Consider the following 16,855-nt stretch of genomic DNA (forward strand, 5'->3'; position numbering starts at 1 on the left):
CGATGGCGGTGAAGCGCATTGTGGCGATCGTGCTCCCGCAGCTCGCGTGCGAGCTGGTGAAGCAGCGTGGGCCGGTCTCGCCGAGCGGGAAGGCGCCGCTCGCGGTGATCCTCGGGGGCGACGAGGACCGCCGCGCGGCGGCCGCGCCGCGGCCCGAGCGCGAGCCGCAGGCGCCGGCGGCGGTGATCGACGTGGTCGACGACGAGGCGAGGCGGTACGGGGTGAGGCCGGGACAGAAGGTCGTCGAGGCGGCGGCGCTGGTCGCCCACCTCGCGATCCACCGGGTGACGTTCGCCGAGATCGACGCGGCGCTCGGCCGGGTCGCCGAGGTGGCGCTCGGGCTCGGGGCGACGGCGGCGATCCAGCTCGGCGAGCAGGGCGCCGCGCGCGCGGGCGCGTCGCGGGCGAGCCGCGCTCCCGAGCGCGCCGCGAGCGAGGCGAGGAGCCCCTGGGGCGACGGCCCGTACGACACGGTGTGGCTCGACATCACCGGGGCGTCGCACCTCGTCGGCGGCGAGGAGGCGCTGCTCGGCGAGCTCGGCGAGCGCGTCGCGGCGCTCGGCCACCGGGCGCGGCTCGCGATCGCCGACGGACCGCGGCTCGCGCAGGCGCTCGCGCGCTTCGGCGCGCACGCGGACGGCGGGGGAGGGGCGGAGGCCCCGATCGCGCCGCCGGGCAAGGGGGCGCAGGCGATCGGGCCCTTGCCGGTGCAGGCGCTCCCGGTCGAGCGCGAGGTGGCGAGCTTCCTCGTCCGGCTCGGCGTGCTCCGCGTCGAGGATCTCGCGCGCCTGCCGCGGGCGCAGGTGGCGGCGCGGCTGGGGCCGCGGACGGCCGACGTGATGGAGCTCCTCGCCGGGCGCGATCCCGTGCCGCTCCTGCCGTTCGAGGTGCCCCGGCTGCTCGAGGAGGAGGTGCTCTTCGACGAGCCGATCGAGAGCGCCGAGTCGCTCCTGTTCGTGCTGCGCGGCATGACGTCGCGGATCGCTTCGCGGCTCGCCGCGCGCGGGGAGGCGTGTGGGCGGCTCAACGTGGCGATCGCCTACGATCGCTCCATCGCGCGGCTCCGCCTCGGCGAGCGCGAGGACGACGGCGCCGCGGCGCTCCTGGAAGACGACGGGCGCGGCCCTTCGCTGCGCTTCCACGTCGACATGCCGGTGCCCCTCTCGGACGCGGGCGATCTGCTCCGCCCGCTGAAGGCGAAGCTCGAGCGGATCGAGCTCGCGGCGCCCGCGGTGGGGGTCCACGTCATCGCCTCGCGCATCGCGCGGGCTCGTCGGGTGCAGCTCGATCTGTCGCGCGACCGGTCGGTCGATCCCGACAGCCTGCCGGCGCTCCTGGCCGAGCTCTCGGCGGAGATCGGCCAGGAGCGGGTGGGCATCCTGGAGATCGCCGACGCGCACCGCCCCGAGGCGCGCTCGCGGCTCGTGCCGGCCTCCGGCGAGGCGGCCATGACGCGCGCGTCCGCCGCGGCCCGCGCGCGCGCCGCGGCGGATCGGGGCGCGGCGGAGCAGGCGGAGGGCGCGGACGCGCCGGCGCTCGAGCCCGCGCGGCTCCTCGCGCAGCCGATCCCGCTCGGCCGGGTGGGGCGCGGGGCGATCGTGGCCGTCGATCGGCACCTCTACGCGATCGAGCGGCTCTCCTTCGTGATGCGGATCGACGCGGTGGAGTGGTGGACGCCCACGCCGGCGTCGCGCGATTACGCGCGCGCCTGGCTCGTCTCGGGCTCTCCGTCCGGCAAGGCCGCCCCGGCGCGCCTCGGCGAGCTGCGCCCTCCTCGAGACGGCGCGAGCGCGAGCTCCTGCGGCGAAGCGTGGATCTACGTCGACCGCGCGACGGGCGAGGCCTTCCTGCAGGGGTGGTGCGAGTGAGCGCCGGCGCGTCGGTCCCGTTCGTGGAGCTCTGCGGCCGCTCCTGCTTCTCTTTCCTGGAGGGCGCCTCGCACCCCGAGGAGCTCGTGCACCGCGCCAAGGAGCTCGGCCTCGAGGGGCTCGCGCTCTGCGATCGCGACGGGATCTACGGCAGCGTGCGGGCGCACACGGCGGCGAAGAAGGTCGAGCAGCGGGTGATCGTCGGGGCCGAGCTGACGCTGGGCGCGCCGCGCGGGGGCGGCGAGCGCGGGCCGGAGGTCCGGCCGTCGGTGGTCCTCCTGGTCGAGGACAGCGAGGGTTACGCGAACCTCTGCCGCCTGCTCACGATCGCGCACGCCGAGTGCGAGAAGGGGATGGCGAGCATCTCGGCGGAGGCGATCGCGGCCGCGCAGCGGGGCCTCTCCGCGATCGTGCCGCTCGATCCTCTCGTGCCCGCGGGCGTCTCCGGCGCGCTCATCGGCGCGCTGCGAGACGCGTTCGGCGAGCGCGCGCTCGTCGCGACCTGGAAGCACCTCGACCGCCGTGACGGCGAGCGCGTCGCGGCGGCCCTCGCGGCGGAGCGCCGCTACGGCCCCTGCGTGGTGGCGACGGCGCGCCCGCTCTATCATCACCCGTCGCGCAAGCCGCTCGCGGACGTGCTCGCGTGCATCCGGACCAAGACCACGCTCGATCAAGCGGGGACGCGGATCGCGCCGAACGCGGAGGCGTACGTGCGGTCCGGCGCGCAGATGGCGGCGCTGTTCCGCGATCATCCGGCCTGGATCGCGCGCACGGTGGAGGTCGCGTCCCGCTGCCGCTTCTCGCTGTCCGAGCTCCGCTACAGCTTCCCGAGCGACGCCCTCTGCATGCCGGGGGAGACGTCGGATCAGGCGCTGCGCCGCCTCACCGAGGAGGGCTGCCGCGACCGTTACCCGGAGGGGACGCCGCCTCCGGTGCGCGCGCAGATCGAGAAGGAGCTCGCCTTGATCGCGAAGCTCGGCGTGGCGCCTTATTTCCTCAGCGTGCAGCAGGTCGTGAAGATCGCGCGCGCGCGGCAGATCCTCTGCCAGGGCCGCGGGAGCGCGGCGAACAGCGCGGTGTGCTTCGTGCTCGGCGTGACGGCGGTGGACCCGGCCCGGTCGAGCCTGCTCTTCGAGCGCTTCCTTTCGGAGGAGCGCCACGAGCCCCCGGACATCGACGTCGATTTCGAGCACGAGCGCCGGGAGGAGGTGATCCAGGCGATCTACGAGATGTACGGGCGCGACCGGGCGGCGATGGTCTCGGAGGTGATCGCCTACCGCGGCAAGAGCGCGCTCCGCGAGGTCGGCAAGGCGTTCGGCTTCTCGGCGGATCAGGTCGATCGGCTGAGCGGCCTCGTGCTCCACCACGAGGCGGACATCACCGAGCAGCGGGTCAGCGAGGCGGGCCTCGATCCGGATGACGTGCGCGTCCGGCAGGCCGTCATGATGGCGAGCGCGCTCGAGGGTTTCCCGCGTCATCTCTCGATCCACGTGGGCGGCTTCGTGCTGTCGTCGGAGCCGCTGCACAAGGTGGCCCCGGTCGAGCCTGCGCGGATGGAGGGCCGCACGGTGATCCCGTGGGACAAGGACGATCTCGACGATCTCGGCTTCTTCAAGATCGACGTCCTGGCGCTCGGCATGCTGACGGCGATCCGCAAGGCGCTCGGTTTGATCCACTCGGACCGGTACGCCGGGCTCGTGGCTCCCTCGGTTGACGCTGCAGGGGCCCCTGCGCCCGCGGGGGCCTCGCTCCACGCGGGCCGAGGCGCCGCGTTCGATCCGATCGCGGCGCTCGCGCAGATCCCGCCAGAAGATCCGGCTGTCTACGAGGCCATCGGCCGGGCCGACACGGTGGGGGTGTTCCAGATCGAGAGCCGCGCGCAGATGGCGATGCTCCCGCGGCTGAAGCCGAGCAAGTTCTACGACCTGGTGATCGAGGTGGCGATCGTGCGCCCCGGGCCCATCCAGGGCGGGATGGTGCACCCCTACCTGCGCCGGCGGACGGGGCAGGAGCCGCCGGTGTCTCCGCACCCGTGCCTGGATCCCATCCTGGAGCGCACGCTCGGCGTTCCGCTCTTCCAGGAGCAGGTGATGCAGATCGCGATGGTCGGCGCGGGCTACACGCCGGGCGAGGCCGACCAGCTGCGCCGCGACATGGCGGCGTGGAAGAAGCACGGGCGCCTGGAGCGGCACCGCGGGCGGCTCATCCATGGCTTCGCCGAGCAGGGGATCTCGGCGAAGTTCGGGGAGATGCTCTACCAGCAGATCCAGGGCTTCGGGGAGTACGGCTTCCCGGAGTCGCACGCGGCGAGCTTCGCGCTCCTCGTGTACGCGTCGGCCTGGCTCAAGGTCCACCACCAGGCGGCGTTCACCTGCGCGCTGCTCAACGCGCAGCCGATGGGGTTCTACAGCCCGTCGGCGCTTGTGCAGGACGCGCAGCGGCACGGCGTGGAGGTGCGGCCGGTGTGCGTTGTGCAGAGCGCGTGGGACGCGGCCCTCGAGCCCGGCGCCGAGCCCTCGGCGGGCCCGGCGCTGCGGCTCGGCATGCGGCTCGTGAAGGGGCTCGGCGAGGCGGCCGTGGCGGCGATCGTGGCGGCGCGCGAGGAGGCGCCGTTCACGAGCCTCCCGGATCTCGTGAGGCGCACGGAGCTGAAGAAGAACGAGGTGGAGGCGCTCGCAGAGGCGGGCGCGCTCGCCGCGCTGGTACCTGCCCGGAGAGAGGCGCTCTGGCGCGCGCGCGCCCCCCGCGTGGAGGGGTTGTTCGAGGGCGTTCCGATCGAGCAGGACCGGGACGTCGGGCTCCCTCCGCTCAGGCCGCTGGAGCAGCTCGCGCTGGACTACGGGCGCGTGGGTCTGTCGCTGCACGACCACCCGATGCGGCACGTGCGGCGGGCGCTCAAGCGGCGGCGCGGCGCCGGGCGCGTGCGTACCGCCGAGGAGATCAAGGCCGCGCGCGACGGGGAGAGCGTGCGCGTCGCCGGGATGGTGGTCGGACGCCAGCGGCCGGCGACCGCGAGCGGCGTGACGTTCATGACGCTCGAGGACGAGACCGGCGTGGTCAACGTCATCGTCCAGAGGCAGGTCTTCGCGGAGTACGAGCACGTGGCGAGGAACGCGGCGCTCTTGCTCGTCGCCGGGCGGGTCGAGCGGCAGGGCCAGGTCGTCCACGTCCTCGCGCGCGAGCTCGATCGGCTGGAGCTGCCCAGCGGCGAGGAGATCGCGCTCAAGTCGCGCGACTACCGCTGAGGGCGCGCCGGCGTCGCGCTCCCGGAGCCCAGGGCGATCGGCGACGACCTCGTCGACCAACGCGCTCGTCAGCGGGCGGCGACGACCTCGTCGATCAGCGAGAGCAGCGTCGCCGCGTCGAACGGCTTCAGGAGCAGCCGGGCGTCGATCTGCTGCAGGAACGCCTTGCTGCGCTCCGTGAAGGCGCCGCCGGTCAGGAACACGACACGGCGCTGCTGCTCGGGCGCGTGCTCGGCAAGTGAGGTGTAAAAGTCCATTCCCGTCATGTCGGGCATCATGAGGTCGCACAGGATGGCGTCGTACCGCTCTCCGGCGCGGATCCGGCGGAGCGCGTCGCGCGCGCTCGCGGTCGCGGTCGTCTCGTGCCGTGGCTCGAGCGTCCCCGCGATGGCCCGCGTGAGCAGCGGCTCGTCATCGATGATGAGGACCCGTTGTCGCGGCGCCGCCTTCGGCGCGAGCGCGTCGAGGCTGCCGCTCTCGCGCGGCCACCTCGACGCGCCGGAGCCGGGCGCCGCAGAGGCGTGCGCCTCGCTGGCCGCGGCGGCGGGGAGGACGAGGCGGAACGTGCTCCCCTTGCCGGGGCGGCTGTCCACCTCGATCCGACCCCCCAGCGCCGTGACGATGGAGTGGCAGATCGCGAGCCCCAACCCGAGCCCTTCGCCAGCTTCTTTGCTCGTGTAGAACGGCTCGAAGATCCGCCCGAGCGACTCGGGCGCGATCCCGGCGCCCGTGTCGCGCACCTCGACGACGACCGCCCCCTCGGCGTCACAGCGCGTCGAGAGCTCGATCTCGTTCTGCTCGGCGAGCCCCTCGGGGATGGCCTGCGCGGCGTTCACGATGAGGTTCAGGAAGACCTGCGCGAGCCGCGGCTCGTTCGCCTGGACGGGCGGCACCTCCTGGAAGCTCCGGACGACGCGGGCGCGGTGTCGGATCTCGTTCATCGCCATGTGGATGCAGGAGTCGAGCACCCGCCGGGGGTCGACCGGCCCGCGGCGGTCCTCCTCGGCGCGCGAGAAGCTGTGGAGATCGCGCACGATGATCCGCACCCGCTCGGCGCCCTCGCGCGCGTCCTCCAGCAGGCTCAGCACGTCGGAGAGCTCGCTCGATGACGCGCGGCCGTCGCCGTGAGAGCGAGCCCAGGGGCCGCCGCGCGCAGCGCTATTCCGCCGATCGAGCGAGCCGATGCGCCGGATGGCCGCGTCGACGTTCGTGATGACGAAGGCGAGGGGGTTGTTGATCTCGTGGGCGACGCCGGCGGCCAGCGTGCCGACGCTCGCCATGCGACCGGCGCCGACGAGGCGGACCTGCGTCTGCGCGAGCGTCCGGCGCGAGACGGCGTCGCGCGCGGCGCGCTCGCGGACGACGGAGAGCCGCGCCCGGTGGCCCGCGCCGTCGCCGCCCGCGAGCAGGAAATCGCTCGCGCCGGCCGCGAGGATGCCGTCGATGTCCGCGTCGCGCTCGGTGATCGCGAGGACGAACACCGCATCGCCGCCGGGCTGCGCCCGCACGCGGCTGCAGAGCGCGGCGGCGCTGGCGGGCTCGCTCCAATCGACGGCGAGCACCGGCGGCGCCTCGCCCAGGCACCGCTCCAGGGCGTGCGCGGGATCGGAGGTGACGCCGACGTCCGGCACATGGCGTCGGATCAGCGCTTCGAATCGCTCGCTCGCCGCGGCGCACCCGCGGAGGAGCAGGATGGCGGCCGGCTCCGCGCAGCCCATCGACGTCCTCTCAGCTGTCCTTCGAAGACCCGTTTCAGGAGTCCTTCGAGGATCCTTACCGCATCTCCACCCCGGCGTGCAGGCATGGTGATCCGTTCCGCTGCGCCTGCCAGGCGACCTCGTCGCGTCGCCGGTCTCCTTCGAGCCGCTCGCGAGCCGATCGGCTCGCCCGCTTCGCGTGGCTATCGAGGGCTGGCCGTCGCGTCGTCGTCCGGATCGCCGTCGTCGACGACCCTCGTCGCGTCGTCCGTGAGCGGCGGGTACAGGCTCTCGACGAACTTCTCGGAGAGCCGCCCCGCGAGGTGTGCATCCATCCGCGCCATCGCCTCGCGCAGCCGATCGATCTCGGCCGAGAGCGCTGCCTTGAGCGGCTGGCGCTGCGCCTGTTCCATCCAGGTGAGCTCCACAAGCGCCTCCTCAAGGTGCGCGCGCGCCGCACCAAGGTGCGCGCGCGCCGCGCCGCCCGCCTCGCCCGCGTCAGATTCTCGGACCAGGTACTCCGCGACGCGCACGCGCCCGCGGTGGCGGACCCGCGTCCGCTCGAGGAAATCCCGGTACGGCTTCACCGCCCCGCTGAGCGCCTGCACCGCCGCCGCGAGCGCGCTCGCCTCGCCCTGGAGCGCCTCGCGATCGGCGCCGGAGAGCGCCGGGTTGTGCTCGAGGTGGGCCTCGAGCGTCGCCAGCACCTCGCGGGCCCAGCGGAGGTGCCGGAGCCCCGAGGCGCCGCGCGACAGGCGCAGCGCGGCCGCTCCCTCGGCGCTCACGCCACCGCCGCCGCCGGCGCCGCCTCGCGCTCCGGGCGCTTCGCCGTCTCGTTGATCTTCACGCTGACGAGCTTCGAGACGCCGGGCTCCTGCATCGTCACGCCGTAGAGCACGTCGACCGACTGCATCGTGCGCTTGATGTGTGTGATGAGGATGAACTGCGAGTGGCTCGTCATGCTCCGGATCGCCTCGTTGTAGCGGGCCACGTTCGCCTCATCGAGCGGCGCGTCGACCTCGTCGAGGATGCAGAACGGCGACGGCTTGAACTGGAAGATCGCGAAGATGAGCGACACCGCGGTGAGCGCCTTCTCGCCGCCGCTCATGAGCTCGATGTTCCCGAGCTTCTTGCCCGGCGGCTGCGCCAGGATCTCGATCCCCGTCTCCAGCATGTCGTCGGGGTTCGTCAGCCTGAGCTCCGCCTGCCCTCCGCGGAACATCTTGGGGAACAGCGCCTTGAAGCGCGCGTTGATGCCATCGTACGTCGTCTTGAAGAGCCGCTTCGACTCGCGGTTCATCTGGGCGATCGCCTTCTCGAGGTCGTCGAGGGCCTTATCGAGATCGGCCTTCTGGCCCGAGTAGTACGTGTACCGCTCCTCGGCCTCGGCGTGCTCGCGCACGGCGTCGAGGTTGACGGGGCCCATGCGGTCGAGCAGCTCCGTCAGCTCCTGGATGCGCGCGCGGTGCGAGGCGTCGGCGGGCGGCCGCTTGTGGTAGTCGCCGACCACGCGGGCGAGCTCCAGCCCGCGGAAGCGCTCGCGCACCCCCTCGATGAGGTGGTCGTGCTCGACCCGCAGCCGCTCCAGCGCGAGCTCGTGCTTGCGGAGCCGCTCCGACACCTCGGACAGCTCCTGCCGCAGCCCGCGCAGGTCGGCCTCGCGCACCCCGTGCGCCTGCCGCGCCTCGTCCAGCGACCGCCGCGCCTCGGTCAGCGCGGCCTGCGCCGCGTGCGCCTCCGCGACGGCGCGGACCAGCGCCTCCCGCGCGATCATGATCGTCGCCGCGGCCTTCCCCGCGCCCACGGCGCTCTCCGTCCGCTCCTGGTCGAGCCGGGCGATCCGGCCCCGGAGCTCGTTGCACGACCGCGTGAGCCGCTCGACCGTGCCCCGCGCCGCCGCGGCGCGCTCGCGCACGCGCGCGAGCTTCACCTTGCGCTCGGTCACGACCGACTGCTGCCCGAGCACCCGCTCGCGCCACTCGGCCGCGACCTGCTCGGCGTGCTCGAGGCCGGCCGCCGCCGCCTCGCGCGTCGCTCGCCCCGCCTCGAGCTTGTCGCGGGCCGCTTGCTGCTCGCTCCCGCCGGCGTCGAGGTTGTCGGCGAGGTCCTCGAGCTCGGAGCGCACCACGCCCTCGCGCTTCTGCGCCGCGGCGAGCTGCTCCTCGGCGCGGCGGAGATCCTTCTCGGCCGTCACGAGGGCGAGCTCTCCCTCGTGCGCCTCGCTCCGCGCCCGCTCCAGCGCCGTCCCCACCTCGGTGATGCGCAGGCGGAGCTTCTGCTGCGCGTCGAGCAGCGCCGTCACCTCCTCCGACTTGGTCGCGACGAACTCGTGCAGCGCGCGCATCTCCCGCTTCTGCTCGATCATGCCGGCCGCGACCGCGTCGCCCGAGCCGCCGCTCACCACGCCGTCCTCGCGGAGGACGGTGCCGTCGAGCGTCACGAGCGTGCACCCCGCGCCCTCCGCCGCGAGCCGCGCCGCGACCTCGGCGGAGGCGACGACCACCGCGTCCCCCACGAGCGCGCGCGCCAGCGCCTCGTCCTCGGGCGCGAAGACGAGCCGGTCGACGAGCGGCCCGAGCACGCCCTCCCCGCGCGGCGGCCGCCGCGTCGCGCCGGCCACGAACGAGGGCCGCGCCGCGATCACGCTCGCCCGCCCGCGGTTGTTCTTCGACAGATCCGCGAGCAGCGCGATCCCGCGCTCGGCGTCGCTCACGACCGCGCACTGCAGCCGGTCCCCGAGCAGCCCCGCGAACGCCGCGGTCAGCTCGGCCGGCGCCTCGATCCGGTCGGCCACGAGCCCGAGCAGCGCCGGGTCCTTGGTCTTGAGGAGGTTCTTCACCCCGGCGCCGACGCCCTCCAGCCGCGCGTGCAGCTCCTCGAGCGCGCGGAGCCGGTTGCGCCGCTGCCCGAGCTCGTTCTTGGCGTGCTCCACGGCACGATCGCTCGAGACCGCCTGCTCGCGCAGCGCCTTCATCTCGACGTCGAGCCGAGTCCGGTCTTCCGCCGAGAGCCGCTTCCCCTCGGCGAGCTCCGCCACGTTGCGCGTCAGCGACGAGCGCCGCCGCTCGAGCTCCTCCGACTCGTACATCAGCCGCCCGAGCTCGTCCTCGAGCTTCGCCCGCCGCTGGCTCATCTCCGTCATGCGCCGATCGAACCCGGCGAGCGACGCCTCGGCGGCCGCGACCGCCGCGGTGGCCTCGGCGGCCCGCCGGCGCAGGGCGGCGACCTCGTGCTCGGCGGTGCGCTCGCCGTGGCGCAGCTCCTCGAGCCGCTCGTGCTGCTCGAGCGCGAGCTCGCTCTCCCGCGCCTCTTCCTCGTCGACGCCGGCGAGCTGCGCCTCGAGCTGCGCCTTCTCTGCGCTGAGCTCCTCGACCGTCTTCTCGAGCTCTCCCTGCTCCTTGGCCGCGGTGACGAGCCGCTCCTCGAGGTGCCGCAGGCGGTCGCGCGCCCGCGCGATCTCCGCCTCGTGGGTGCGCACCTGGTTGTCGGCCGCGAACGCCTCGTTCTGCGCGCGCTCGGCCCGCTCCTCGCAGGCGAGGGCCTCGAGCCGGGTGACCTCGATCTCGGCCTCGCGCGCCGAGAGCGCCGTGCGCGACGCCTGCTCGCGCTCCGCGTGCGCGGCCCTGCCGAGCGACTCGTGCTGCGTGAGCACCGTGAGCTCCAGGAGCTTGTGCGACGCCTCGTGGAGCACGAGGTCCTCCAGCTCCTTGCGGTAGTTGACGTACCGCTCGGCCTTGGCCGCCTGGCGCTTCAAGGACGCGAGGTTCCGCTGGATCTCGGAGACGATGTCCCCCACGCGGAGCAGGTTCTGCCGCGTCTGGTCCATCTTCTGCTCGGCCTGCTTCTTCCTGGCCTTGTATTTCGTGATGCCGGCGGCCTCCTCGATGAGCATCCGCCGGTCCTCGGGGCGCGCCGAGACGATGAGCCCGATCTTGCCCTGCTCGACGATGGAGTAGGCCTTCGTGCCGACGCCGGTGCCGAGGAAGAGGTCGGTCACGTCCTTGAGGCGGACCTGGGTCTTGTTGATGAGGTACTCGCTCGTCCCGTCGCGGAAGAGCCGCCGCGTCACCGCGATCTCCGCGTAGTCCCGGTACTCGAGCGGCAGCTGCGACGCCGCCGTCGGCTCGCTGTTGTCGAAGGTGAGCGTCACCTCGGCCATCCCGTGCTGGGCGCGGGTCTCGGAGCCGTTGAAGATGACGTCCGACATCGACTTGCCGCGCAGGTGCTTGGCGCTCTGCTCCCCGATCGCCCACCGGATGGCGTCGACGATGTTCGACTTGCCGCAGCCGTTGGGACCGACGATGCCCACCACGTCCGTGTCGAAATGGACCACCGTCCGGTCGACGAACGATTTGAACCCGCTGATCTCGAGCTTACGAATGCGCATGACGTCCCTGGGACCGACCGGGCGGGCTTAAACGTATCGTCACAGCACGCCACGTACCGTCACAACTGGCGTCTCGGGGTCTACGTGGGCTGGCGCCGCGCGGCAAGCTCGGAATCCTGGCTCCACCCGCGCACCGAGGACCAAGTCTTGCGCATCCCGGGGGTGGTGCGATGTCCACGGCGCAAGGTGGGCTTTTGGCAGCCGCCTTGACAGGTGGCTAACGTGACCATACTCCTCGGGTTGTTCCGAGGAGTAGAAACGTCATGCCGACTTACGAGTACGCCTGCACATCTTGCGCGCATGAATGGGAGGCCGAGCAGTCCATCAAGGAGGCGCCGCTCTCGGAGTGCCCGTCGTGTCACAACGCGACAGCCCGGCGGCAGATCTCGCGAGGCACGGGCTTCATCCTCAAGGGCAGCGGCTGGTACTCCGACCTCTATGCGTCGGGCTCGAACAAGCCGCCCGCGAAGTCGGACGGCGGGTCGGGCAGCTCGTCAGGGTCGGAAGGGGCGAGCTCGGACTCGGGGTCGAGCAGCGCCTCGTCGGCGAGCGGCGGCACCAAGAGCGACTCCAGCGCGTCGTCCGCCTCCTCCGCGGCGGCCTGACGCCAGCTCGGCGAGCAGCGACGGGGGTGTGGCCAGCGCGGCGCAGCGCGCAGCGGCGCCGTCGTGGTGCGTCGGCCGTGCTGCGTGCCCACCGGCGCCGGGCGCGGTGCTAGGGTGCCCTGGATGGATGAGAGAAAGCGACTTGAGGAGCTCCGCCGGCAGCTCACGGAGCTGGATCAAGAAATCCTTCGCAGCATCGAGCGGCGGGCCCGCATCGCGCACGAGTTCGCCAAGCTGAGGACGGGCACGGCCCGGTTCGCCCCCACGGCCGACGCGGCCCACGTGCAGGCGCTCGAGCGCGCCGTGACGCCGCCGTTCCCGCAGCGCGCGGTGCGGCCGATCTTCGTGGCCATCGACGCGGCCTCGCGCGCGTTCGAGGTCGCGCCGCGGGTGGCGTACCTGGGGGCCGAGGGCGACTATGGCTGGACCGCGGCGCACGATCACTTCGGGATCGGCGGCGAGTTCGTCCGCGCCGACAGCCCCCTCGCCGCCATCGAGGAGGTCGCGCGCTCGCGCGCAGACTTCGCGGTGGTCCCGTATGAATCGTTCAAGGAAGGGCCGATCTTCCCGACGATCCAGGCGATCGGCGGCGCTGACCTCAAGGTGGTCGGCGAGCGCCAGCTGGTGCAGGCGCTCGACCTCGTGAACCGGACGGGCAGCCTCGCCGACGTCGAGCGGGTGTACTCCTCGCCCCAGGACCACGTGGCCTGCGTGAACTACCTCGAGCTCCAGCACCCGCGCGCCCTGGTGCTCGACGTGCGGGGCCCGCAGGCCGCCTGGGATCTCGCGGCGGAGAACGAGGGCAGCGCCGCCATCGTCCCCCGCGGCTTCGCGGGCGGCGGGCAGGAGCTCAGGGTCGCGCGCGAGAACGTCGGCGACGAGGGGGAGCTCCGGATCCGCTACGCGGTGCTGTCCCGGCTCCCCTCGCCGCGCTCGGGCCACGACGCCACGGCGGTCCTCTTCAGCGTCCACGATCGGCCCGGCGCGCTCCACGACATCCTCCAGCACTTCAAGGAGCGCAGCTGCAACCTCCGTCGGGTCCACTCCCGCCCCGTCCCCGGCGAGGGCTGGGACTACGTGTTCTATGTGGAGGTCAGCGGACACACGACCGATCGGGCGCTCGTCGCGGCGCTCGAGGGCGTGAAGCGCGAGACGAAGATGCTGAAGATCATCGGCTCCTTCCCGCTGGAGCGCCCCGACCCGCCGCACGAGCGAGCTTGATGGCGAGCGCGATGGTGCGGACGCTGTTCCATTCCCGAGGCGCTGCCGTCCTGCGCCGCGCGGCGGGCGCGATCGCGATCGCGGCGCTCGCCCTCCCGGCGCTCGGCGGCTGCGGCGGCGCCGACGACAGCCTCGCGCTGGTCGGCGGAGAGAAGATCGACGCGACGGCGATCGATCGCGACCCCCTGGCCGTCCTTCCGAGCGGGGCGGTGATGCTCGGTTACCTCGACGCGGCGGCCATGTTCACCTCCGGCCTGGGAGGCGAGGTCAACCAGATCGTCACGAGCCTGCTCCCGCTGGGCCCCGAGTCGAACTTCGTCCCGTCGCGCGACATCGTGAAGGTCTACGGCGGTCTCTACGCCATGCAGGGCGCGGACTTCTGCGCCGTGATGCAGGGCAACTTCGACGTCGACGCGATCCGCCGCTCCGCCGACGCCAGGTCGGTCACCGTCATCGGCGCGCCGCTCGTGAAGACGCGCTACGCGGACAACGATCTCTTCACGGCCGGCAACGTCGGCTTCGTCGTGCTCACGCCGCACACGATCCTCACCGGCAACGAGACCGGGATGCGGCGGGCCCTCGATCGGCTCCGCTCCGGCAAGCTGAAGCGCTCCGTGCCTTCGTGGATGGTCGAGCTGCTCGGGACGAAGGGCGCGTCGTTCGCCGTGGCCGGCGACCTCTCGAGCCAGGCGGCGGTCTCGTCTGCGGCGGGGCAGCTCCCTTTCCTCGCGGGGCTCCAGTACGTGCGCGTCATCGGCAACTTCCAGCCGCCCGGGGTCAACTTCGCCGGCGCCCTCACGTACACGGACCCGCAGAGCGCGGCGAACGGCGCCGTCGCGCTCCGCAACCTCGAGCAGATCGCCAGGATCGCGAGCGTGCTCTCCTCGTGGGGCTTCGGCTACGGCTCCGTCCCTCCGATGCAGGTCGCGCAGCGCGAGAGCGACGTCGCGTTCACGCTGCCCCTCGGCGAGGGGATCGTGCGCATGCTCCTCCGCACGGTCGCCGACACGGCGCGGAGCGTGGCGGTCGTGCGCTGACTCAAGCCTTGCGGAGCGGCGCGCGCGAAGGCGGCGCGGCGTGGGCGGGGTCGTCCGGCCACGCGTGCTTCGGGTAGCGGCGGCGGAGCTCCTTCGCGATGGCGGGATAGTGGCGCGCCCAGAACCCCGACAGATCGGTCGTGACCTGCACGGGGCGCTGGTTCGGCGCGCACAGGTGCAGCACCACGGGCACCCGGCCACCGGCGACGCGCGGCCCCTCCGCCATGCCGAAGAAGTCCTGCAGGCGGGAGGCGAGCGACGGCGGCGCGCCCGCCGCGTACTCGAGGCGCGCCCGTCGGCCGCCGGGCAGGACGATCGACTCGGGGGCGAGCTCGGCGAGCGCTCGCGCCTTTGCGGGGCTCAGCGAGGCCTGCACGGCGCTCGAGAGATCGGCGTCGCGGAGCTCGGCGAAGCTCCTGCGCCCGTCGCAGAGCGCCTCGAGCGTGGCGAGCACCGCGTCCTCGTCCACGTCGGGCAACGCTGCGTCGGGGCAGTGCGCGCGCACGAACGCGACCCGCAGGAGCCAGCCCTCGAGGGCGTCGCCCTTCACGAACGCCCGCCACCCCTTCGCCCTCGCCTGCGCCGCGAGCTCCCGCGCCGCCGCTTCCGCCAGCGGACCGCCCGCGCCCGCCGCCGGCCGCGCCTCGTCGAGCACGAGGGCGTCGTACGACAGCCGGCGCACGACCTCGGCGCGCTCCGCGGCGGCGTTCCACGTCGCCTCCGTCGTGTCCCGGATCGCGTCCGTGAAGAGGTCGAGCAGCCAGTCGGCCTCGATCGCGCTCGCCGCCCTGACGACCGTGCGCGCCGAGCGCCCCTCGCTGCGCTCCTCGATGTCGACCGCGACGACGAGATCGACGTCGTCGATGACGCTCGCCTCGGAGAGCGCGGCCGTCCCGCCGGCGGCGAGCACGACCTCCCGTCCGGTCCGACCCGTCGCGCTGGTCGGCCGGCGGAGGCGCCCGACCCGGTCGGGGTATCCGGAGAGGATCGCGATGCGCTGGGCGATCTCGCGCGCCTCGACGGTCTCCGGCGGCGCGGCGCTCCGGTGATCGGCGAGCCGCGAGAGCTGCTTGCGCGTCCGCTCCACGGTGAGCGCGCGCGCCGGGTCCACGCCCAGCCATCGAAGGCGGTCCGCCGCGAAGCGCGCGCGATCCGCCTCCTCGAAGGCCTGGAGCGCGGCGAGCAGGTCGGAGCTGTGCCGCGCGTCGCTCCTCCGACCGTGGGGCTCCCGCGCGCCCGGCGGCGCGCCGAGGTCGCGCTCTGCGACGAGCGCCGCGAGCGTGCACCCGTCGTCGGCGACGCCGCGCCGCTCGGCCTCGACGATCATCCGCGCCTGGCGCGGGTGCGCCGGGAATCGAAGCATCCGCCGTCCGGTCGGCGTCACGCGCCGCCCCTCGTCGAGCGCGCCGAGCCGCACGAGCAGCGCCTCGGCCGCGGCGAGCCCGGCGGCGGGCGGCGCCTCCAGCCACCCGAACCCCTCGAGATCCGTGACCCCCGCGGCGCAGAGCTCGAGCACCGTCTCCGCGAGGTCGAGCCGGCGGATCTCGGGCGCCTCGTGCTCCGGCCGCGAGGCGAGATCCCCGCGCGTGTAGAGCCGGAGGCAGCGGCCGGGCCGCGTCCGCCCGGCGCGCCCCGCGCGCTGCGCCGCGGAGGCGCGGGCGATGGACGCGACGCGGAGCGTCGGCAACCCAGACCACGGCGCGTGCGCGGCCACGCGCGCGAGGCCGCTGTCGACGACCGCGACGACGCCGTCGATGGTCACGGAGGTCTCGGCCACGTTGGTCGAGAGGATGATCTTGCGCCGATCCGCGGGGCGCACCGCGCGGTCCTGCTCCGCCGCGGACAGCGAGCCGTGGAGCGGCAGGAGCAGCAGGTCCTCGCTCTTCGCGATGGCTGAGCACGCGTCCATCGCCCGCCTGATCTCCGCGGAGCCGGGCAGGAACACCAGCACGTCGCCGTCGAGCCCCTCCTCGATGAGCTGCCGCACCGACGACGCGACCAGGCTCTCGAGCGTCCTGTCGCCCCAGTGCGCCCGGGCGCGGCGGTCGCCCGCGGCGTGGGTCGACGCGCTCACCCCGGCGCTCGGCAGGTACTCGATCGCGACGTCGAACATCCGCCCCTCGGCGCGCAGGGTCGGGGCCACCGAGGCTCCGGCGGCCGTCGCGTCGTGGCCGCGTCCAGCCTCGGCCGCCGGGGCGGGCTGCGCCTCCGGCCCGCCGAGGAACGCCGCGATCGGCCCGGCGTCGAGCGTCGCGGACATCACCACGAGGCGGAGATCGGGCCGCGCGCCGCGCTGCAGGCGCCGCAGCAGCGCGAGCGCGACGTCGCCGGCGAGGTGCCGCTCGTGGAACTCGTCGAGCACGACGGCGCTCACGCCCCGGAGCTCGCGATCGACGAGGAGCCGCCGCGTCAGCACGCCCTCGGTCACGAAGCGGACGCGCGTGGCCGGGCTGGACGCCTCTTCGAAGCGCATCGTGTAGCCCACGGTCTCGCCCACGCGCTCGCCGAGCTCTTCGGCCACGCGCCGCGCGGACAGGCGCGCCGCGAGCCGCCTCGGCTCGAGCACCAGGATCTCGCCGCGCTCCGCGAAGCCCGCGTCGAGCAGCGCGCGCGGTACGCGCGTCGTCTTGCCCGCCCCGGGTGGGGCCTCGAGCACCACGCTCGGGCGCGCGCGCAGGGCGGCGCAGAGATCGGGGAGGATCGGATCGATCGGCAGCGGCTGCATGGCTTCGGCGCTCTCCGCGCGGTGGGCGCGCGGCAGCGGAGCCTAGCAATCCTTGGCGCGCGCGGACCTG

Annotated in this window: 9 protein-coding genes; 5 read left to right on the plus strand and 4 right to left on the minus strand. The window is 73.8% G+C overall.

Annotation, left to right across the window (positions count from 1 at the left end):
- Positions 1 to 2 precede the first annotated feature (2 nt).
- Together WMF14_RS10095 and WMF14_RS10100 are read left to right on the plus strand one after the other, a co-directional pair.
- Positions 3 to 1,868, plus strand: a complete 1,866-nt coding sequence (locus tag WMF14_RS10095; RefSeq protein ID WP_437800405.1) for a DinB/UmuC family translesion DNA polymerase — start codon at positions 3 to 5, stop codon at positions 1,866 to 1,868.
- A complete protein-coding gene (locus WMF14_RS10100; protein ID WP_437800407.1) occupies positions 1,865 to 5,113 on the plus strand; it encodes an error-prone DNA polymerase in 3,249 nt (1,082 codons plus the stop codon). Before WMF14_RS10095 ends, WMF14_RS10100 begins: the two co-directional genes overlap by 4 nt.
- 68 nt (positions 5,114 to 5,181) lie before the next feature.
- On the opposite strand, the gene WMF14_RS10105 is transcribed toward WMF14_RS10100, so the two are convergent.
- The 3 genes from WMF14_RS10105 to smc form a co-directional block, all read right to left on the minus strand.
- A complete protein-coding gene (locus WMF14_RS10105) occupies positions 5,182 to 6,831 on the minus strand; it encodes an ATP-binding protein (protein WP_437800409.1) in 1,650 nt (549 codons plus the stop codon).
- Between the two features lie 182 nt (positions 6,832 to 7,013).
- The gene (locus tag WMF14_RS10110; RefSeq protein WP_272101424.1) at positions 7,014 to 7,595 is read right to left on the minus strand and encodes a hypothetical protein; all 582 of its coding nucleotides are present in this window, start codon (positions 7,593 to 7,595) and stop codon (positions 7,014 to 7,016) included.
- Complete coding sequence (gene smc, locus WMF14_RS10115; protein ID WP_272101425.1) at positions 7,592 to 11,197, minus strand: chromosome segregation protein SMC; 3,606 nt, start codon at positions 11,195 to 11,197, stop codon at positions 7,592 to 7,594. Before smc ends, WMF14_RS10110 begins: the two co-directional genes overlap by 4 nt.
- 263 nt (positions 11,198 to 11,460) lie before the next feature.
- Between smc and WMF14_RS10120 the strand changes: the two genes are divergently transcribed.
- The 3 genes from WMF14_RS10120 (at position 11,461) to WMF14_RS10130 (ending at position 14,060) form a co-directional block, all read left to right on the plus strand.
- Positions 11,461 to 11,802 (plus strand): FmdB family zinc ribbon protein, encoded by a 342-nt coding sequence (locus tag WMF14_RS10120; RefSeq protein ID WP_272101426.1) that lies wholly within the window; start codon positions 11,461 to 11,463, stop codon positions 11,800 to 11,802.
- Positions 11,803 to 11,925: 123 nt separating this feature from the next.
- A complete protein-coding gene (locus tag WMF14_RS10125; protein WP_437800412.1) occupies positions 11,926 to 13,023 on the plus strand; it encodes a bifunctional chorismate mutase/prephenate dehydratase in 1,098 nt (365 codons plus the stop codon).
- Entirely contained in the window at positions 13,023 to 14,060 is a 1,038-nt protein-coding gene (locus WMF14_RS10130; RefSeq protein WP_437800414.1) for a hypothetical protein, read from the plus strand. Before WMF14_RS10125 ends, WMF14_RS10130 begins: the two co-directional genes overlap by 1 nt.
- Before the next feature lies 1 nt (position 14,061).
- On the opposite strand, the gene WMF14_RS10135 is transcribed toward WMF14_RS10130, so the two are convergent.
- Complete coding sequence (locus tag WMF14_RS10135) at positions 14,062 to 16,785, minus strand: ATP-dependent RNA helicase (RefSeq protein ID WP_437800416.1); 2,724 nt, start codon at positions 16,783 to 16,785, stop codon at positions 14,062 to 14,064.
- Positions 16,786 to 16,855 lie beyond the last annotated feature (70 nt).

The organism is Sorangium sp. So ce693, assembly GCF_051521375.1.
Lineage (GTDB): Bacteria > Myxococcota_A > Polyangia > Polyangiales > Polyangiaceae > Sorangium > Sorangium atrum.